This window comes from Cellulophaga sp. 20_2_10, from assembly GCF_023476645.1.
In the GTDB taxonomy this organism is placed as follows: Bacteria; Bacteroidota; Bacteroidia; order Flavobacteriales; family Flavobacteriaceae; genus Cellulophaga.
This window is the reverse complement of sequence record NZ_JAMCOJ010000002.1, coordinates 225,229-244,036: the sequence shown is the minus strand read 5'-3', so window position 1 is coordinate 244,036 and position 18,808 is coordinate 225,229. Positions and strand designations below refer to the sequence as shown.

General features: G+C 32.3%; 21 protein-coding genes. 4 read left to right on the top strand and 17 right to left on the bottom strand.

Translation table 11 applies throughout. From position 1 onward, the window contains the following. Positions 1–139: 139 nt before the first annotated feature. From M4I21_RS04980 to M4I21_RS04970, 3 genes are all read right to left on the bottom strand, one after another. On the bottom strand, positions 140–1,471 hold the full coding sequence (locus tag M4I21_RS04980) for an RHS repeat domain-containing protein (protein WP_249558017.1): 1,332 nt from the start codon (positions 1,469–1,471) through the stop codon (positions 140–142). Positions 1,472–1,720: 249 nt separating this feature from the next. Beyond that, positions 1,721–2,083: a hypothetical protein gene (locus tag M4I21_RS04975; protein ID WP_249558016.1), complete on the bottom strand. Its 363-nt coding sequence runs from the start codon at positions 2,081–2,083 to the stop codon at positions 1,721–1,723. A 395-nt stretch (positions 2,084–2,478) separates the two neighbouring features. Then, the gene (locus M4I21_RS04970) at positions 2,479–2,892 is read right to left on the bottom strand and encodes a hypothetical protein (RefSeq protein WP_249558015.1); all 414 of its coding nucleotides are present in this window, start codon (positions 2,890–2,892) and stop codon (positions 2,479–2,481) included. Between the two features lie 330 nt (positions 2,893–3,222). On the opposite strand from M4I21_RS04970, the gene M4I21_RS04965 reads away from it, so the two are divergent. Next, positions 3,223–3,582 (top strand): hypothetical protein, encoded by a 360-nt coding sequence (locus tag M4I21_RS04965; protein ID WP_249558014.1) that lies wholly within the window; start codon positions 3,223–3,225, stop codon positions 3,580–3,582. A 63-nt stretch (positions 3,583–3,645) separates the two neighbouring features. Here the strand turns inward: M4I21_RS04965 and M4I21_RS04960 are convergent, their stop codons facing one another. Genes M4I21_RS04960 through M4I21_RS04945 form a run of 4 tightly spaced genes read right to left on the bottom strand, consistent with a single transcriptional unit; the run spans position 3,646 to position 4,903 of the window. After that, complete coding sequence (locus tag M4I21_RS04960) at positions 3,646–3,963, bottom strand: hypothetical protein (protein WP_249558013.1); 318 nt, start codon at positions 3,961–3,963, stop codon at positions 3,646–3,648. A gap of 54 nt (positions 3,964–4,017) precedes the next feature. Beyond that, positions 4,018–4,215 (bottom strand): hypothetical protein, encoded by a 198-nt coding sequence (locus M4I21_RS04955; RefSeq protein ID WP_249558012.1) that lies wholly within the window; start codon positions 4,213–4,215, stop codon positions 4,018–4,020. 11 nt (positions 4,216–4,226) lie between these two features. Then, positions 4,227–4,574, bottom strand: coding sequence for a hypothetical protein (locus M4I21_RS04950; protein WP_249558011.1), 348 nt, complete (start codon positions 4,572–4,574; stop codon positions 4,227–4,229). Further along, positions 4,574–4,903, bottom strand: coding sequence for a YtxH domain-containing protein (locus tag M4I21_RS04945; protein WP_249558010.1), 330 nt, complete (start codon positions 4,901–4,903; stop codon positions 4,574–4,576). The genes M4I21_RS04950 and M4I21_RS04945 overlap by 1 nt, the downstream gene beginning before the upstream one ends. Positions 4,904–5,086: 183 nt before the next feature. On the opposite strand from M4I21_RS04945, the gene M4I21_RS04940 reads away from it, so the two are divergent. Further along, the gene (locus tag M4I21_RS04940) at positions 5,087–5,263 is read left to right on the top strand and encodes a hypothetical protein (RefSeq protein ID WP_249558009.1); all 177 of its coding nucleotides are present in this window, start codon (positions 5,087–5,089) and stop codon (positions 5,261–5,263) included. Positions 5,264–5,356: 93 nt separating this feature from the next. Then, the gene (locus tag M4I21_RS18545) at positions 5,357–5,488 is read left to right on the top strand and encodes a hypothetical protein (protein ID WP_283771753.1); all 132 of its coding nucleotides are present in this window, start codon (positions 5,357–5,359) and stop codon (positions 5,486–5,488) included. Positions 5,489–5,552: 64 nt separating this feature from the next. Here the strand turns inward: M4I21_RS18545 and M4I21_RS04935 are convergent, their stop codons facing one another. The 10 genes from M4I21_RS04935 to M4I21_RS04890 all read right to left on the bottom strand — a co-directional run bounded on the left by M4I21_RS04935 (position 5,553) and on the right by M4I21_RS04890 (position 17,569). Continuing rightward, positions 5,553–6,371, bottom strand: a complete 819-nt coding sequence (locus M4I21_RS04935) for a universal stress protein (RefSeq protein ID WP_249558008.1) — start codon at positions 6,369–6,371, stop codon at positions 5,553–5,555. A gap of 22 nt (positions 6,372–6,393) precedes the next feature. Continuing rightward, positions 6,394–7,755 carry an oxygen-independent coproporphyrinogen III oxidase gene (gene hemN, locus M4I21_RS04930; RefSeq protein WP_249558007.1) on the bottom strand — a complete coding sequence of 454 codons (1,362 nt, stop codon included), beginning with the start codon at positions 7,753–7,755 and terminating at the stop codon, positions 6,394–6,396. 86 nt (positions 7,756–7,841) lie between these two features. Further along, a complete protein-coding gene (locus tag M4I21_RS04925) occupies positions 7,842–8,891 on the bottom strand; it encodes a lactonase family protein (RefSeq protein ID WP_249558006.1) in 1,050 nt (349 codons plus the stop codon). Positions 8,892–8,992: 101 nt separating this feature from the next. Then, positions 8,993–10,363 carry an L-fucose:H+ symporter permease gene (fucP, locus tag M4I21_RS04920; RefSeq protein ID WP_249558005.1) on the bottom strand — a complete coding sequence of 457 codons (1,371 nt, stop codon included), beginning with the start codon at positions 10,361–10,363 and terminating at the stop codon, positions 8,993–8,995. A gap of 201 nt (positions 10,364–10,564) precedes the next feature. Beyond that, positions 10,565–11,974 (bottom strand): MBL fold metallo-hydrolase, encoded by a 1,410-nt coding sequence (locus tag M4I21_RS04915; protein WP_249558004.1) that lies wholly within the window; start codon positions 11,972–11,974, stop codon positions 10,565–10,567. A 65-nt stretch (positions 11,975–12,039) separates the two neighbouring features. Continuing rightward, a complete protein-coding gene (locus tag M4I21_RS04910; RefSeq protein ID WP_249558003.1) occupies positions 12,040–13,764 on the bottom strand; it encodes a SulP family inorganic anion transporter in 1,725 nt (574 codons plus the stop codon). A gap of 74 nt (positions 13,765–13,838) precedes the next feature. Next, positions 13,839–14,624: an aldose epimerase family protein gene (locus M4I21_RS04905; RefSeq protein WP_249558002.1), complete on the bottom strand. Its 786-nt coding sequence runs from the start codon at positions 14,622–14,624 to the stop codon at positions 13,839–13,841. Positions 14,625–14,652: 28 nt separating this feature from the next. Then, entirely contained in the window at positions 14,653–15,243 is a 591-nt protein-coding gene (locus tag M4I21_RS04900; RefSeq protein WP_249558001.1) for a sugar O-acetyltransferase, read from the bottom strand. Positions 15,244–15,255: 12 nt separating this feature from the next. Beyond that, positions 15,256–16,236 carry a PLP-dependent cysteine synthase family protein gene (locus tag M4I21_RS04895; RefSeq protein WP_249558000.1) on the bottom strand — a complete coding sequence of 327 codons (981 nt, stop codon included), beginning with the start codon at positions 16,234–16,236 and terminating at the stop codon, positions 15,256–15,258. A gap of 91 nt (positions 16,237–16,327) precedes the next feature. Further along, positions 16,328–17,569, bottom strand: a complete 1,242-nt coding sequence (locus M4I21_RS04890) for an ABC transporter permease (RefSeq protein ID WP_249557999.1) — start codon at positions 17,567–17,569, stop codon at positions 16,328–16,330. A gap of 3 nt (positions 17,570–17,572) precedes the next feature. Between M4I21_RS04890 and M4I21_RS04885 the strand changes: the two genes are divergently transcribed. Beyond that, on the top strand, positions 17,573–18,808 hold the full coding sequence (locus M4I21_RS04885) for an exo-beta-N-acetylmuramidase NamZ family protein (RefSeq protein WP_249557998.1): 1,236 nt from the start codon (positions 17,573–17,575) through the stop codon (positions 18,806–18,808).

The following is an 18,808-nucleotide window of genomic DNA, read 5'->3' as shown; positions in this document are numbered from 1 at the left end:
AGCCAAATCTTATTGTTTTGTTTTATCTTTTTTGTTTTAAAGCCAAACTTTATATTTAGCGGACTTTGTAAATAAACACAGACCAATCCAAAAAACCTATATTATATATATTTTACATCACATTATTCCCTGTTGTTTTTTAATAATATTCAATTTTTCGTTTTATTAATTCATTCCAAACTTCTTCTATTATACCTCCATTTTCATCATAAATAGATCTGAATTCATTCCAGATTTTATTATCAATTGTCTCTGTCCTTGTATAATTTAAAAGTCTTCCTAAGTTATCATAATCATATTTTTCAATCCAATGATATTCGCTCTGTGTAGTATCTTTCACTAATTGATTTTTAGAATCATATTCAAAATTAGAAATATACCTTTGTTTTTTACCCATAAAACTAATTACGGATAATTTATCTTCAATAATGTTATTAAAATCGTCGTATTTGTAATCATGCTGATAAATATTGTTTCCATAGCTCCCATTAGAACTATTTGACGTTAACAGTTTTGATTTATTGTAAACACTGGTCGATTTTAAAACTTCATTTGTTTCTGTATTAGTTAGAACTTCTTTAATTAGTAAATGTGAATCATTGTAGAAGTATTCAAAAATATAACTATCTACACTAAATTTAGAAAGTAAATTATCCTCATTATATTCATATAAATGATAAAACAATATTTCGTTATTTTCTAAATTTTCTTTCTTTTCTAAAGTTATATTACCACGACTGTCGTACTCAAAAGTATATGCCATAAGTGGTGTGTTTTTTAATTCATTAGTATATTTCTCTAAAGCCTCTTCTGTAATATCTGATGTAGTCGCTATAACGCCTGAATATGGACCAGTTTCCCAACCAAAATGCTCAATTTTGCTAATTAGCCCAGCGGTATTGTAAGTATATATTATTTTTTCTGGCCTTTGCCCTAATTTTAATACAAGCTGATGTTTATTGTTATATTTAAATATTTGTTTTTCTTCTATTTCATATTGATTATTAGTGTATTCACTTAAGCTATATTTACTATATTCTATAATATTTTGATGCTCGTCCCATTTAAAAGTCTCTTTAATTTTTGAATCTCCCTTAAAACGAGAATATACTTTTTCAGTTATATTTCCAAATGAATTAAATTTGTAAATATTGAGGCATTCTTTTTCATTATTTTCTCCTTTTTTGTCTTCGTAAATATGTTCTTCAATAAACTTTATCTTCTTCGTTAGGTGATTCCAATGTTGTGCATAGTCTTCACCTCCATCAAAGCGTAAATCTGCCCTATTTCTCCAATATTCATTATTTGATTTGGTAATGTTTTTAAAATCTAACTCAAATCTATTTTTACTTTTAAAATCTCTCCAATATATTTCGTAATCTAGCTTTTCAGGTAGTTCTACTTTCAAAGCTTGTGAAAATAATGTTGAAAAAGAGAAGATCAATAAAAATGTAAGTGCATTATTTTTCATATATTTTTAAAGTTTGTTAGCGTCAGTATTTTATTTAACATATTCATTATATCTTTCAGAAAACTCCTTTGAATAATCCTCGTTACTAAAAAGAAAAACCTCAAAAACTCCAGTATTACTTTAGAAAATAAATTCTCCATAGCGTGCTATTGGAATTTTATAATTATCCTTAAACCTTCTATCAGGTGTTCCGTTTTTGTTTACTTTTGCACAAGTTCCTCCAACTATTTTACTGTCTTTTGGTATTTATTAACATTCAACTTGACCAGTTTTTAAGTTGATAGTTCTAGATCTACCATATGATACATATCCTTCTTCTATATACCATAACACTTCAATACTATCATAAAAAAGCCCACAATCACTATTATCACTACTTTTACCAATTACTTTACCGTTAGAATTTTTTAGTATTACCTCTACAGGTAAACTTCCTACACCTCCATCTCCGGGCATTGTAGTTTCAAAAAAACCTCTTCCATTTTTTATTATTAATTCATACTTACCATCTGGACTTTGATAAGTAGCTAGTTGTTTTTCTGAATTATAAAAATACTGACTTAAGCCAATACAGGTACCTATAATCAATAATATGTATATTGTTTTTTTCATTGCTTAATTCTTTTTAAAACTTTTATAAACTTTCTTAAGTGTTATATTTAAAAATGACAGTCGTATCTTTTTTTGTAGAAAATTAAATATGAATCATTTATCCATAATTTGAATAGACAGTTTTATATTCATTATAAATTCTATATGATAATTCAATGCAGTCCAAAATAATTCTACTTTAACTAATATTAAGGTTAGCTAATCTCATTTTTACTATTTTGTAACGGTTCGGCTATGATTAGTGCGGGGCGGAAATCCAGCGGATTTCCTGTCTTGCGCTAAGCAAAAGCTTAGGGTTTTGTTTTGTTTTTTTCTTGCACGAAGCAAAATCCCAAAGATTTTGCGACTTTATAAATATACACAGACCTTGGCGTAAAACCCGAAGTCCGTATTAATTATAGCCATCGTTGTAACACGTTTTTTATGCTCATTCTTTCCATTGAAAACGTTTTTGAATTTTCATCCAGTAAATTAATCATTAGTATATTTTTTTTAATTAATTCAGATTGCTCTAGATTAATATTTTCATTACTAGCTCTTATTTTTTTGATTAATTCGAATACCAATTCAATTAATTTTTCAACATGTGTTTCATTCATTCCTTGAACTATTTTCAATAAATCGTCATTACTCATTTCTGAGATTTCCTTTATTGATAGGTCAAATTTACTTTTTAGTGATTGCTCCGTTTCTTCTATTCCAATACTTACATTTCCAGAATCTAAACCTGTAATTTTGCTTATAAGTTGTTTTAATAATAAGGTTAACCTTAGAACCTCTCTTAGAATAAAATCCTTTTCTTCAATCAAAATTTCCTCTTTTTTTTAAATGTGTTACAACTACTCAGTAAACGCTATTTATTGTGTTTATTCTGCCAATACGGAGGTGTAAACGCACATATAGCATCGTGGTTCATTTTTATTTTTCTTACAATATAAAATTATTTCTTGTAGTACTATTATGTATATGTGTATTTGCACCAAAATTCCACATAAATGGTATGTTTTAGGTGTTTGTTAGCAAAAGGGCTTACCAATGTAATAGTAAGTGTATCTGTTACCCTATTTTTTACTTTCTTTATAGTCGCAACTAGGTATTATACATTTTAAAACGTATTATACTTATTAACTTATACCCAAATGCGCAGTAAAGATTTAGTTGGTACATTCGCTATTATAGGCAGTAACCAAGATGCAGACAACAGCACTTACAAAGGCACGCTTACACTTGTTTTAGATGCTACTAACAGGTTTATAGCCAAATGGTTTATTAACGGTGAGCAATACCAAATGGGTACTGGTTTTTTTAAAGACAATATTCTGGTTATTAACTTTAACTACAAAGGCGAGAACAATGCTATTTTTAAAGGTGTTGTGGTGTACAAGTGCATCTCTAAAGATATTCTAGATGGCTTTTGGTCAGAGAAGCACGGAGATCCTAATTACTTAGGAGAGGAACGTTGCTTTAGAAGTAAAGAAGAAAAAGAGCTATTAAACTAAACCAAAAAAGCAACACTAAAATAGTGTTGCTTTTTATATGTGGGGTTGCATTAAGGAACTGCCTTAATTTTTATAATTCTTTTTTGGTATTGCCTTAAAAAATTCTGCGGCATTTAAATCTCCAGATGGTCCGTAACCAATAAGGGCTGTTCCTTTATTGTTATCTGCAGTTTCTATAATATACAGTATAGACATATCAGATGGGTTACTCATACCCTCGTACCTATACTCTTTTACTACAGTGACCTCTTCTGGCTTGTATTTCTTTTTTGTTGCTACATCTAACAAACTAGCATCTTTTACATTGTAGTTGCTTTTGTAGCCTTGGTTTTGGTATTTTTCTATGTTCTCTCTTTCACTCTTTGCATAATCACTAATCATAATGTGTGTTTTAAGTGTGTTAAAAGACGTAGCTAGTATAAAAACGAATTGTTTTTACTTAAATATTTTTTTAATTAGCATTAATGCGCCGTATTTACGTGCAAATTTTAATACCCAATTAACCCAATTGTATGGTTTTAAATCTTCGGCAACATTGTGTTTTTGTTGCTTTAATTCTTCTACCAATATTTGGCGTTGCAGACTAAGTCTTTTTAAATCTAATTCTATTTCTTTAAACGAGTTGTATTGCATAGTTTCTGGTTTTAATCAAAATAGGTCTTAGACATATTCTTAATTAATATTTTCTCTATAAATCCTCGTCTACTATACACCAGTAGGCAAATTAAAATAAAAATTCCGCCAACTGATAAATACCCTAAAGGCATACTATTAAACAAGTCTCCCAAAGCTAATGCAGCTGCTACTGCCATAAACAAAAATGCTAACAACAATAGTCCGCCTAGGATTACCATTTTTACCACATAAGAAGATATGGTTGTTAGCTGCTGAAAAACTTTAAGCTCGTAGTACTTTTTAGATACCTCTACATATTGTTTTCCAGTCGCTGCAGCTTCGGTTGCCGTTTTGTCTATGGATTTTAATACGCTCATTACGACTTCTGTAATTTCTTGTTCTTAGCCTTTAACTCTTTAAGTTTAATCTCTAACTGTCCTATTACATCGTCTGCCTTATAACTAGCGTCAGATACTAAAGATTCTAATTTAGAGTCTAAGGTTTCTTTATTAGCCACCACTGTAGATGCTACTGTGTTTCTAATATCTAAAGCTGTATCTGCAATAGATTCTTTTGTTGCTACAGCTTCGTCTACTAATTTTTTTCTAGTGTTTACACCTTTATCGGGGGCAAACAAAATTCCTAATGCTGCTCCTATTGCGGTTCCGGCTAATACTCCTAATACTGTGTTGCTATTGTTACTCATAGTGTTATATATTTATTTGTTTGTTCTACAAAGGTCAGGATTCTTTTGCCTATTCATTAACGTAAATGATGCAAAGCTTAACTCATTTACAACAAAGCATTTGTGTTACCATTTTTAGCTATTGCGCTAATAAACGCCAGTAAATTCGTATATAATTGTAGCGCAACACTAAAACAAATAACAATGAGAAAAGACACGAAACAAGGAGAAGAAAATATGAAGCTTGTTAAAGATAAAAATGAAAAAACTAGGAACTACCTATTTCAAAAAAATAAGATTACAGTTCTAGCATTTATAATTGTACTTGTAATACTTATAGCTCTATTGGTTAGCGTATTTGCTACCTCTAGTCAGATTTAATTTTAGTAAAAACAATAAACTGATAAATATCATATTTAAAGAATACTACAGATAGTACCTTTACACTGTAGAACTTTAATAACCACCATAAAAATGAATTTATCTATAGCCCTATCTAACCTAAGTAATGGTAAAATAATGATAGCCATTTTTGCTCTAGTATGTGTTATACTTGTAGCAATTGTAGTTGGCTTTTTAATGACCGGTAAAAAGAAGAAAGAATAATTTAGTTGTAATAGTTGGTTAAAATGAAAGAAGCAGGTTTTAAAAAACCTGCTTCTTTTTTTTGTTAGATTTTAAATGTAACTACTGGTACACTTGCGTGGTTAGCAATATCTTCTCCTATACTACCCATAAAAAAGTGCGATAACCCTTTTCTTCCGTGTGTTGCCATTGCAATTAAATCTGCATTGGTTGTATTGCTATAATTAAGAATTCCTTTTTCTACCGTATAGTCATTATAAATTTCTACTTCTACCGCTGCATTAGCTGTAGATATAAACTCTGCTATTCTTGTATATGTATCTTCTGTACTTAAAAAGTTGTCTCCTGGCGTATTTACATACACGTAATTAACTGTTGCTTTTAAAAGATCTGCAAAGGCTTTTACTTTATGAAAAGCTTTAACGCCTTCTGGCTCAAAGTTAGATGCATATACGATAGACTGTACATCAAAATCCTTAATCTGCTCTTTTATAATTAACACTGGTATTTTTGCATTACGTACTACACGTTCTGTGTTACTACCTATAAAAATTTCTTCTAAACCATCTACTCCATGAGAGCCCATAACAATTAAATCTGCCTTATGGTCTTCTGCAACCTCGTTAACCTCACTAAAAACCTTATAATGTTTTATTATAGGTGTAACGGTAATATCTTTTAAAAATGGTTTATCTAAAAACTCTTTTAATCTTTTCTCAGTTAACTTTAGTAAAAACACAACTTGCTCCTGTGGTATACCTTCAGATGAAATCATAACAGAGTTAAGCTCTAGCATATGCAAAATTATAATTTCTGAATTGTGCTTTTTAGCCAAAGACGCAGCTACTTCTAGTGCATAACTAGATTGATCTGAAAAGTCTACCGGTACAATAATTTTTTTCATAGTTTACATTTATAGGTTATCATTAAATAGTCATTGAAAACAGTCTTGTTTGTGGTGTTTTCTGATGCAACAAAACATCAAAAGCCATACATATGTTTCTAATAAAAGGTCTTCCTTTATCCAAAACGGTAAGCTTTGTAGTAGAAATTTCTATTAGGCCGTCATTTTTCATTTCTTGCAATTTTTCTAAAGTATCTGGCAACTGCGCAAATTCTTCTTCTTTATTGCTCCAAGAAGTCTCTAACCTACACATCAAATTTAAAATATGTTTTCTTATTATTCGATCTTCTTCTGTTAAAATATGCCCTCTATAAATAGGAATTATATTGTTAAGTACTAAATGGCTGTATTCTTCTAAACTTTTTACATTTTGTGCAAAACTATACCAACTATCGCTAATACTAGAAGCACCAAGACCTATCATTACTTGGGTTTTAGATGCTGTGTACCCCATAAAGTTTCTGTGTAGTTTATTTGTATCCATAGACACATATAAACTATCTGACTCTAAAGCAAAATGATCCATCCCAATTTCCTTATACCCTACTCTAGCAAGTAAGCTTTTTCCTTTTTCGTACTGTTCCCTTTTTTGCGATGCTGTTGGTAAATCTTCATCTCTATAACCACGTTGTCCGTTTCCTTTTAACCATGGCACGTGCGCATAGCTGTAAAAAGCTAACCTATCTGGCACTAGTTCTTTTGTTTTTAAAATAGTTTCTTCTACGTGCTCTAAAGTCTGAAAAGGGAGTCCAAAAATAATATCGTGTCCAATAGATGTATACCCTATTTCTCTAGCCCATTCGGTAACATTTTTAACATTCTCAAAAGGTTGCACTCTATGTATAGCTTCTTGTACCGTTAAATTATAATCTTGTACACCATAACTAACACGTCTAAAACCTACGTTATATAATGCTTGTAAATGTTCTTTGGTTGTGTTATTTGGGTGGCCCTCAAAACTAAACTCGTACTCAGCAGCCTTGTCGGCTTTTCTAAAAATACCGTTTATTAACTCTTTTAAATTTTCAGGAGTAAAAAAAGTTGGCGTACCACCGCCCAAATGCAATTCTTTTACAATTGGTTTTTCTGGTAAAATATCGCAATACAACTGCCATTCTTTAAGTACAGCTTGTATATACGGTGTCTCTACCTCGTGTCTTTTAGTTATTCTTTTATGGCAACCACAAAATGTGCAAAGACTCTCGCAAAAAGGCAAATGTATGTATAGGCTTATCCCTTCTTTTTGGTTACTTTCTGTAAAAGATTGTATAAGTGTTTGCTGCCATTCTCTACCAGAAAATGTAGCATTGTCCCAATAAGGCACGGTTGGGTAACTGGTATATCGTGGTCCTGGTATATTATATTTCTGAACTAAATTGCACATTTATATAGCGTATTTTAGGGTAAAAATACAGGCTATTTTAGGCTATAACTATGACAAATATCATACTCTTAAAATACAGCTGTTATTTAAGCCTTATGCCAAAGCACGCAAGTTGGTGTGTTTAATTCTTTTATTTTGTGTGACAGTGATAAGGTTCCTAAATCATCATTACGTTTAAAAACAGTAACATCGTTAGAACTTTGACCCGCGACTAACAACCATTTTTCAGAGGGAGACAAATTAAAATCTCTTGGCACTTTCCCTCCTCCATCAATGCGCTGTACCAATTCTAATTCTCCAGATTTTTTATCAATCTTAAAAACTATAATCTGACTAGTGGTTCTTTCTGATGCATATAAGAATTTACCATTTTCAGTTATTCTGATGGCTGCCGCACCCGGCACATCTGTAAACGAATCTGGTAATAATTTTAGGGTTTGCACTAATGTACTGTCTTTGGTTGAAAACACATTTACCGTTCCAAACATTTCGGTTAATACATATACAAAGTCTTTTCTAGGGTGAAAAACACAATGTCTGGCTCCACTACCTGCTGCAACTTTAAAATCTAAATTAGCCCTGTTCATAAAACCCGTATTACTACCTTTCTCGTAGGTTTTAACAACATCTAAACCTAAATCTGTTACATACATTCTGTTTTTATGGTACAAGCACATATGCGCGTGCGGACCTTCTTGCCTGCTTGGGTTTACACCTTTACCTGTATGTTGCAGTATTTGTGCATTTTGCATAGTCCCATTCTTTTGTATGGCATACACCTCAGCGTTTCCGGTACCGTAATTGGCAACCGAAAGCTCCTTACCATTGGGAGAAATTGCAATATGGCATGGGTAAGCACCATGTATAAACTTTTCGTCTATTAAGGTGTAAGTACCATTACCATTATGCTTAAAAGCTTTTAGTTTTGGTGTGTCTTCATAGGCTATTTCTTCTATAACATACAAACAATCGTTTTTGTCATTATAAACAAAATAACTAGGATTTTTTAGTGGTAAGTGTCCTATTTCTGTAGTCGTTCCAGAATCTTCATTCCATTTTAGAATATAAATCCCTTTACTTTTTCCTATTAGGGTTTCAGACATTTTTTCTGTGTAACCACCAACCAATACTATCATAATTTTAACGCTAATTATTTCAATCACAAATTACAAATAAAAGACACATACAAGTCTATAGCGTCTAAAAATTTATAACATTAAGAATCTAGATTATGATATTAAACTGATGTAACAATTTTAGATTCGTACTTTTTATACACTGTAAAACCGTACCAGGCAATATATAAAAAGCAAAAAAGTGGCAGTACAAAAGAGAAGTTAATCTCTGAAACTCCCAACACTGTAGTGTCTGATACTCCTGTACCTCCTAAATCTATTATTAAACCTTGTAATGGCGGCATTAAAGCACCACCAACAATTGCCATTATTAAACCTGCAGAACCTACTTTAGACTGGTCCTCTGTTAAGCCTTCTAACGCAATACCGTAAATTGTTGGGAACATTAAAGACAAACAGAACGATACCCCTACCAAGCTATATAAACCAAACATACCATCTATAAATATAGTACCACAAACAAACACCATTGCCAATACAGCAAAGCCAGATAGTAATTTACCGGCGCTCATATAACGCAACATTGCTGTTCCAATAACTCTACCTACCACAAAAAGTAAAAATGCTATAATTTGATAATAAAATCCGTCTTTTAACACCTCTGTACCAAACACAGTAATGTAACTTTCTTTAAATACTCCTGTATTTACCAATCCTTCTACGTATTGATAAATATACGTCCAACACATAATTTGTGCACCAACGTATAGTACTTGGGCTAAAACACCCAGTGCATATTTTTTATTTTTTGCTAAGTCTTTAAATGTCTCTTTTATACTTGGCATTTTACCTTCTGTACTGTTCTGAGGCATTTTACTTACCAAAAACAAGATAAAAAACCCAATTAACACCAAACCTAATATTACATAAGGATCTCTAATTACTGCTAAATCTGATGCTGTTATGGCTGCTTTTTTTACGGAGTCTAAAGCTGCGAAATTATCAAAATCGTCTGACTGTAATTTTTCTGCAACAAAAAATTTAGCAATTAATATACCTGCTATTAAACCAACCGGATTAAAAGCTTGTGCCAAATTTAAACGTTGTGTCGCCGTTTCTTTTGCGCCCATTGCTAAGGCATATGGATTTGCTGCAGTCTCTAAAAAAGCCAAACCAAAAGTTAAAATATACAATCCCAAGCAAAAAAACCAAAATTGTTCTGTTACTGCTGCCGGATAAAAAAGTAATGCTCCTGTAGCAAACAACCCTAAACCAATTAACACACCTACTTTATAAGAATATTTACGCATAAACATTGCTGCTGGCAAAGCCATACAGAAATACCCTCCGTAAAAAGCCATTTGCACCATAGATGCCTGTGTGTTACTTAATTCTAACACCTTTTTAAATGCAGATACCATTGGGTCTGTTACTGCATTTGCAAATCCCCATAACGCAAATAAAGACGTAATTAAAATAAACGGAAGCAACATTTTTTTGGTTACAACAGGTATTTTCTCAGTAGTTTTCATGCAGTAGTTTATGTGGTTGTTATTAATTTACTGTACAATGTATTTAAAAGACCTTAGCCAAGCAATTTTTTTTCGACTAACAGATGCTTTTGAGGCAATTATGACGCATTAAGAACAGTAAGAAGTAAAAACAAAAAAGGTTAAAACTGCTTAGCTTATACTAAACGGTTTTAACCTTTTATAAATTATGTTATGGTGCTACTATAATGTAGACGGACAAACAAATTTTGTAATATTCATATCTGCAGTGCGCATAGCAGCAAAACCACCTGCAACATCTACTAAGTTATGAATACCTCTACTTTTTAATATAGATGCAGCAATTACAGATCTGTAACCACCTGCACAGTGTACATAAAAAGGCTCATCTTTAGGAAACTCTGCCAAATGACTATTTAACACACTTAAAGGTGTGCTTTTAGCTCCTTCTATATGCTCTGCTTCGAATTCTGTGTCCTTACGCACATCAAAAATAGTAGCATTATTTTTTAACACCTCAGCTTTAGCATCTTCAGCAGAAATAGAACGTAAACTATCTATTTCTTTACCTGCGGCTTTCCATGCTTTTATTCCTCCTTTTAAATATCCAATAGTATGATCAAAACCAACACGAGATAAACGTGTAATTGCTTCTTTCTCTAATCCTTCTGGTACAACTAATATAAGCGGTTGTTTTACATCTGCAATTAAAGCGCCTACCCAAGGAGCAAAACTACCATTAAGTCCAATAAAAATAGATCTAGGAATATGTTCCTTAACATATTCATTTTGGTGCCTTACATCTAAAACAATAGCGCCAGTTTCATTTGCTAGAACTTCTAATTCTTCAGGTGATAAAGGTGTTGTTCCTCTTTCTTGTACAACATCAATATCATCATACCCCTCTTTATTCATCTTTACATTTAAAGGAAAATATTTTGGAGGTGGAGCTAAACCATCTGTTACCTCTTTTATAAATTCGTCCTTAGTCATATCTGCACGTAAGGCGTAATTCATTTTCTTTTGGTTGCCTAAAGTATCAACCGTTTCCTTCATCATATTTTTACCACAAGCAGAACCTGCACCGTGAGCTGGATACACAATAACATCATCTGCTAAAGGCATAATTTTGTTGCGTAAACTATCAAACAAAAAGCCAGCTAAATCTTTTTCTGTAATCTCCCCTACTTTTTGTGCTAAATCTGGTCTACCAACATCACCTAAAAATAATGTATCTCCAGAGAAAATAGCGTGATTTTTACCGTTTTCATCACGTAATAAATAGGTTGTACTTTCCATAGTGTGCCCTGGCGTATGCAAAACAACTATAGTAATGTTACCAACTTTAAACTCTTGTAGATCTTTAGCTATAATAGCATCAAAACTAGTAACAGCATTAGGACCAAAAACTATTGGAGCACCCGTAGCCTTTGATAAAGAAACGTGTCCGCTTACAAAATCGGCGTGAAAATGTGTTTCAAAAATATACTTTACTGTAGCCTTATCTGCAGTTGCTCTTTTTAGATATGGATCTATTTCTCTTAACGGATCTATAATTGCAACCTCACCATTACTCTCTATATAATATGCGCCTTGCGCTAAACATCCTGTATAAATCTGTTCTATGTTCATAGTCAATTTCTATTTTCAATAGACGTAAAATTACGCTTTTTTATTTTTTATAATACTGATATTTATCAGTTAAAATTCTTTTGATGAGCTACTTTAGCTCTCAACATTGATATCTCTTTAGGTTCATCAAAATAAGTAACAGCTTCTACTGTCTTTACAAATAAAAATTCCCTGTGCAGTTCTGTTATAATTCCGCTTGTAAAAATAATATCTCGTGCAGGTCCTATTGCACCAGCTACATAAAACTGAATATTTTTATCGTGTATTTCTCTAATTACTTTCTCTAACATTTGGGCTGCACTAGAATCTATATAATTAATAGCTTCTGCATTTAATATTACGCCTTTTAGAGCAGCGCCTTTTTTCTCTATGTGTTTATACAATTCGGTTTTAAAATAACTTGCATTACCAAAGTACAATTGTGCATCAAACCTAACAACTAAAAGATCTTCTCTAGTAATTACCTCTGTCCCAAAACGACTTACATTTTTATAATAATCGGTATCTTTTACATTGCCTAACACCGCAAAATGTGGTTTAGATGTTCTGTAAACCATTAACAATAAAGAAAATAAAACACCTACCAAAATCCCTTCTTTTATACCAATAAAGATGGTGCAAATAAATGTTGCTAATAGCACTAAAAATTCATCTTTACGGTGTATCCATAATTCTTTAGGATAACTAAGATCTATTAGTCCAAAAACAGAAACCATTATAATAGATGCCAATACTGCATTAGGTAGATAGAAAAATAGAGGTGTTAAAAAAAGCAATACAACCACCACCATTACAACACTAAAAAGTGATGCTAAATTGGTCTTTGCTCCTGCTTCGTAATTAATTGCTGATCTAGAAAAACTAGCTGTAACCGGAAAAGATCTAAAAAAAGACCCTACCATATTAGAAGAGCCAATGGCAATTAACTCTTTGTTTGCATCTATAGTTTCTTCTCCGCTTTTTTCTTCTAATGCCTTACCAATAGAAATAGCTTCTAAATACCCAACTAAAGCCAATGTAACTGCTATAGGCCAAATATCTAAGATGTTTTTTACATTTATGTTAGGCACACCAAAAGAAGGTAATCCGTCTGGAATAGCACCCACAATTTTTACACCATATTGATCTAGATTAAAAAAATAAACAGCCAATATACCTAGTACAACCACAAATAAAATAGAAGGTAATTTTTTATTTACTTTTTTAAGAACTACAATTAAAATAATACCAACAATACCAATAGCAAAGTCGTACATATTGGTTTCTGCTATCTTAGCCATAACATTCTTTATTAATGCTATAAACTTACTACTACCTTCTATATTGGCTCCTAATAAGTGCTTAAGTTGACTAAACATTATTATAATTGCTGCTCCAGAAGTAAACCCACTAATTACGGGTTTAGACATAAAGTTGACCAAAAAACCCATTCTAAACAGACCCAATAAAAACTGAGTAGCACCAACCATAAAAGCCAATACAATGGCCATAGAAATATAGTCTTCTGTTGTAGCGAGTGACAAAGCTCCTAAACCAGCGGCAACCAATAAAGAATCCATAGCAACCGGACCAACTGCTAACTGCCTAGATGTGCCTAAAAAAACATACATTAATGTAGGGAACAATGCTGCATACAAACCATAAACAGGTGGTAAACCTGCTATCATAGCATACGCCATACCCTGCGGTATTAAGATGATACCTACAGTAAAACCCGCAAGTAAATCTTTTATAAGATCTCCTTTTTTATAAGTTTTAAGCCACGCAAGTATTGGAAAGAAATTCTGCATTAAACAAATTTACTATTATTGTTTATACTATATATTATAAAATTGAAAAATTGGGTGACAACTAATTTATTAAACTATAAATAAGTTGGCTTTAAAAACACCTTATATTCTGCCGGCAACTTGCCCATATAACTATATCCTTCAGATAATTTATCTTGGGTAACCGCATAAGGGTAAAATGTAATAGGCTCTATACACAACATAGTATCTACCGCTGTCCATAACATAAGATGTTTAAACCCTTTAGTTTGTATTGTTACCGAATTTGTATTTTTAAGTGTTGTCTCAGTTCTGTTTTCCAACAAATAGGCTCTATTACCAACTGCTTGTATTTCTTTTACATTAATAGTACTATTATTCTCTGCGGATAGTTCGGTAAATTTACTTTCTGTTTTAAATGCTGGATGATACCCTAACATATAAGGCATACCCTCTTCTGCTGTAATTACAAAGGTAATCTCTAAACCATTTTTTGTAAGCTCGTATTTTTTTTGAAATTTAAAATTATAAGGCCAATACAACTCACTCACTGTAGATTTATCAGGATATTTGGAGTTTGCTATTTTAGTATTAGCTAGATATTCTTTCTGAAAAATTGCAGTAGTATCATCTGCCTTTACCAACGTATATATTAACTCTCTTAAAAGCCCATGTTGGTCTTGTATTGCATCTCCTTTAGGTGTCCAAACCGTAAAGTTTGCTTCTGCAGTAGGCCCAATAACAGGAAACATTTCTGTATCTGCATTTCGCCATCCTGGAGCTCCTTTTTGGTGTATATATTCAACCGAATTAACGTTGTAACTTACTAATTCACCTTTATCAATCTTAACGGTTTGGCTTGGTAATTTTAGAGCTATCATTATAAAAAAATTAAAATCAAGGATGAAGTTATGCTTTACTATTAAAATAATCTTTGTCTTCTTCTGTAATTTCTCTTTTTACTTTGCAAGGGTTCCCCACTGCTATTACATTACTAGGAATATCTTTAGTAACTACACTTCCAGAACCTATAACGGTATTAGCACCAATGGTCACTCCTGGATTTAAAACTACGTTACCACCGATCCACACATTATCGCCAATAGTTATAGGCAAAGCGTGCTCATAGTGTTTGTTTCTAACGGTATAGTGAATTGGGTGTGCTGCGGTATAAATAGCAACATTAGGCCCTAACATTACATGATCTCCTATGGTTACTTTTGCGCAGTCTAAAATGGTAAGGTTATAATTGGCAAAAAAGTTTATGCCAATTTCTATATTATAACCATAATCGCACCTAAAGGGCGGCTCTATATAGAACCGCTTAGGTGTTTTTGTAAAAAGCTGAATTAAATCTTGCTTTTGTTCTTTTACTTCTGTTGGTCTACGAGAGTTAAAATTAAAAATAATTTCTTTGGCTTTAAAACGCTCCGCTGTTAATTCTTTATCAAAAGGCGAATACGGTTTACCAGAAAGCATTTTTTCTTTTTCACTCTGCATATATCTTATTTTTTAATCTAAAAAACCTTGTTCTTTCATCCATTCATCATTAAACATTTTACCAACATATCTACTCCCGTGATCGTGAAAAAGTACAACCACAACATCGTCTTTTGTAAAATGTTCTTTTAATTGCAATACACCTTTTATAGCAGCTCCGGCAGAGTTACCTAAAAACATAGCTTCTTCTTTTGCTAGGCGTTGTGTATAAACAGCGGCATCTTTATCGGTTACTTTTGTAAAACCATCTATTATGCTAAAGTCAACATTTTTTGGTAGAATATCTTCTCCAATACCTTCAGTAATATATGGGTAAATCTCCTTCTCATCAAACTCACCAGTTTCGTGGTATTTTTTAAATACAGAACCATAGGTATCTACACCCCAAATTTTAATATTAGGGTTTTTAGATTTTAGGTATTTACCAACACCAGATATAGTACCTCCAGTACCAACGCCAACAACAAAATGTGTTATTTTACCTTCTGTTTGTTCCCATATTTCTGGACCAGTACTTAAAAAGTGTGCTTTTGCGTTAGAAGGATTATCGTACTGGTTTACATACCAAGAGTTAGGTGTTTCTTCTCCTAATCTTTTAGAAACCGAATAATACGAACGTGGATCTTCTGGATCTACTGCAGTAGGACAAACAATTACCTCTGCGCCAACTGCCTTTAAAATATCTACTTTTTCTTTAGACTGTTTGTCTGCCATCACAAAAATACATTTGTATCCTTTTATAACAGCGGCAAGTGCCAAGCCCATTCCTGTATTACCAGAAGTACCTTCTATTATTGTTCCGCCTGGCTTTAGTCTTCCGTCTGCTTCTGCATCTTCAATCATCTGTAAAGCCATACGGTCTTTTACAGAATTTCCAGGGTTAAAAGTTTCGTATTTAGACAATACCAAACAAGGTAATTCTTTTGTTAGTTTATTTAATTTAACCATAGGTGTATTCCCTATAGTCTCTAAAATATTCTCTGCGTAAATCATTTAATCATTTGTATTTGAGTGCAAAGATAAATTAATGACACAGAAAAATAACTAAACATTAGGTTATTGTTAGATTATGAGACCTATTAACCTACTCAAATTTAATAGACTTTACCGGACTTATCTTTGTTATAATGTAAGATGGCACCAACAACATTAGCAAGCAAAGCACCATTACTCCTGCGTTTAAAGCCACCACAGTTAGCAGATCTATATGTACAGGTATATACTCTATATAATATTCTTTAGGATCGGCAAATTTTAAAAATTTAAACTTGCTTTGCATCCAAAGAAGACCTAAACCTATTAAATTTCCCCAAAATAAACCAATAGCAATTAAGTAAACTGCATTGTATAAAAACACTTTACGTACACTCCAATTCGCCGCACCAAGTGCTTTTAAAATACCAATCATTTGAGTACGCTCTAAAATAAGAACCAAAAGTGCGGTTATCATATTAATACCTCCAACAATTATCATTATTCCTATAATAAGCGTCACATTAAAATCGAACAAACCAATCCATTCAAAAATACTTCCGTATTTCTTTTTTATGTTCGTAGAATCTAAAGTAGATAATGTAGCTCCGTAAACTTCTTTGCTCTTTTTATCAATAGCATCAAAGCTGTCTAAAAAAACTTCAAAACTACCAACTTCATTTTCGCTCCATTTATTTATTCGTTGTATATGGCGTATATCTACAAAAATATACGTGCCATCAAACTCTTCAAAGCCACTATTGTACAAACCAACAATTGTAAAATTTCTACGATTTGGTGTTTGTGAGGGATTGTTATCTTTTAGAAAAAAGGTCGAAAATGTATCGCCAACTTTAAGTTGTAATCGATTTGCAATAAGCGAAGAGACTAAAACTTCTTCATTTAATTTACCATTGTAGTTTGGCAATCTACCTTCAACTAAATATTCCTTAAAAACCTCCCAATTGTAATCTTTACCAACACCTTTTGCTATTACACCCTCAAAAGTTTCATCAGCAATAATAATTCCGCCTTTATTAGCAATAGCTTGTATATGTGTAATACCATCTATACTAGTGAATTTGGGGTAAAATTCTTGTTCCAATGAAACCGGAACTACAGAAACATCTGATGTGTTATTATCGTAATTAAAAATTTGAATATGCCCATTAAAAGCAGCTACTTTTTCTCTTACCTTCTCTTTTAGCCCTTCTCCTGTAGCAATAGCAAAAAGCATCATTATAACGCTCATAGCAATTGCTGCAATAGCAATTTTTATAATTGGAGCAGATATACTACTTTTATTCTCTTTACCTTTAATTAGGCGTTTAGTAATAAAAAATTCTAAATTCAATTTATGTCGATTTTTTCCAGTTTCAAAAGTACAGTTTTATTATCGTTTTTAATACTTTCTGCTTGCGGAAACACTCCTAAAGCGACTATTACATCCAAAACAGAGGAAAAACCTAAAGCGACTACTCCAAAAAAAATAGTGGTAGCTGCGAACAAAACTGAAGAATACCTGCCACTATTAAGCGGCAAAAAGGTTGCCATAGTTGCAAACCAAACTAGTGTTATTTTTAAGACCGATAACACATACACACACTTAGTAGATTCTTTGCAAGCACTAAAGGTTGATATAAAAAAAGTATTTGCGCCAGAACACGGTTTTAGAGGTAAGGTAGATGCTGGCGAACACGTAAAAGATGGTGTAGACACTAAAACTGGCTTATCCTTAATATCACTTTACGGTAAAAATAGAAAACCAAATAACCAGCAATTAAAGGCTATAGATGTTGTTCTTTTTGACATACAAGATGTTGGCGTTCGTTTTTACACCTACATTGCTACATTGCAATTGGTAATGGAAGCTTGTGCAGAAAACAACATTAAAGTTATTGTATTAGACAGACCAAACCCAAACGGACATTATGTAGACGGACCAACAATGGAAACAGAACATAAAGGTTTTTTAGGAATGACAAATATCCCCTTAGTTTACGGAATGACTATAGCAGAATATGCAACAATGATCAACGAAGAAGGTTGGTTAAATGGCAATAAAAAAGTCGACTTAACTATAATTAAGCTTGATAATTATGAGCATACAAGTGATTATAATTTACCTATTAGACCTTCGCCTAACTTGCCAAATAATACCGCAATTACATTGTACCCAAGCTTAGGTTTGTTTGAAGGTATGGATATTAATGCCGGTCGCGGAACAGAATTTCAGTTTCAACGTTATGGAGCTCCTTTTTTAGACAGTACAAAATACAGTTTTACATACACACCAAAACCTAATTTTGGTTCCAAAAACCCTAAGCATAAAGATGAGTTATGTTATGGTAACGATTTATCTACTACAGAAAGAATGACTACAATGTCTTTAAAATGGATACTAGACGCCTATATCAATAGCACCGATAAAAGCAACGTATTTTTAACTAGTGGATTTACAAAACATGCAGGAACAGATAAATTACAAAAACAGATAGTTTCTGGTATGTCTGAAGCTGAAATTAAAAAAACGTGGCAACCAGCTATTGAAGATTTTAAGAAAATAAGAGCAAAATACCTTGTCTATAATTAA

Coding starts and splice junctions, on each gene's coding strand:
- M4I21_RS04940 (WP_249558009.1), top strand. CDS start 5,087: ATGAGAAAAGACACGAAACAAGGAGAAGAAAATATGAAGCTTGTTAAA.
- M4I21_RS04905 (WP_249558002.1), bottom strand. CDS start 14,624: ATGATAGCTCTAAAATTACCAAGCCAAACCGTTAAGATTGATAAAGGT.
- M4I21_RS04955 (WP_249558012.1), bottom strand. CDS start 4,215: ATGCAATACAACTCGTTTAAAGAAATAGAATTAGATTTAAAAAGACTT.
- M4I21_RS04980 (WP_249558017.1), bottom strand. CDS start 1,471: ATGAAAAATAATGCACTTACATTTTTATTGATCTTCTCTTTTTCAACA.
- fucP (WP_249558005.1), bottom strand. CDS start 10,363: ATGAAAACTACTGAGAAAATACCTGTTGTAACCAAAAAAATGTTGCTT.
- M4I21_RS04885 (WP_249557998.1), top strand. CDS start 17,573: ATGTCGATTTTTTCCAGTTTCAAAAGTACAGTTTTATTATCGTTTTTA.
- M4I21_RS04975 (WP_249558016.1), bottom strand. CDS start 2,083: ATGAAAAAAACAATATACATATTATTGATTATAGGTACCTGTATTGGC.
- M4I21_RS04895 (WP_249558000.1), bottom strand. CDS start 16,236: ATGATTTACGCAGAGAATATTTTAGAGACTATAGGGAATACACCTATG.
- M4I21_RS04950 (WP_249558011.1), bottom strand. CDS start 4,574: ATGAGCGTATTAAAATCCATAGACAAAACGGCAACCGAAGCTGCAGCG.
- M4I21_RS04925 (WP_249558006.1), bottom strand. CDS start 8,891: ATGATAGTATTGGTTGGTGGTTACACAGAAAAAATGTCTGAAACCCTA.
- hemN (WP_249558007.1), bottom strand. CDS start 7,755: ATGTGCAATTTAGTTCAGAAATATAATATACCAGGACCACGATATACC.
- M4I21_RS04965 (WP_249558014.1), top strand. CDS start 3,223: ATGCGCAGTAAAGATTTAGTTGGTACATTCGCTATTATAGGCAGTAAC.
- M4I21_RS04960 (WP_249558013.1), bottom strand. CDS start 3,963: ATGATTAGTGATTATGCAAAGAGTGAAAGAGAGAACATAGAAAAATAC.
- M4I21_RS04915 (WP_249558004.1), bottom strand. CDS start 11,974: ATGAACATAGAACAGATTTATACAGGATGTTTAGCGCAAGGCGCATAT.
- M4I21_RS18545 (WP_283771753.1), top strand. CDS start 5,357: ATGAATTTATCTATAGCCCTATCTAACCTAAGTAATGGTAAAATAATG.
- M4I21_RS04910 (WP_249558003.1), bottom strand. CDS start 13,764: ATGCAGAATTTCTTTCCAATACTTGCGTGGCTTAAAACTTATAAAAAA.
- M4I21_RS04945 (WP_249558010.1), bottom strand. CDS start 4,903: ATGAGTAACAATAGCAACACAGTATTAGGAGTATTAGCCGGAACCGCA.
- M4I21_RS04935 (WP_249558008.1), bottom strand. CDS start 6,371: ATGAAAAAAATTATTGTACCGGTAGACTTTTCAGATCAATCTAGTTAT.
- M4I21_RS04900 (WP_249558001.1), bottom strand. CDS start 15,243: ATGCAGAGTGAAAAAGAAAAAATGCTTTCTGGTAAACCGTATTCGCCT.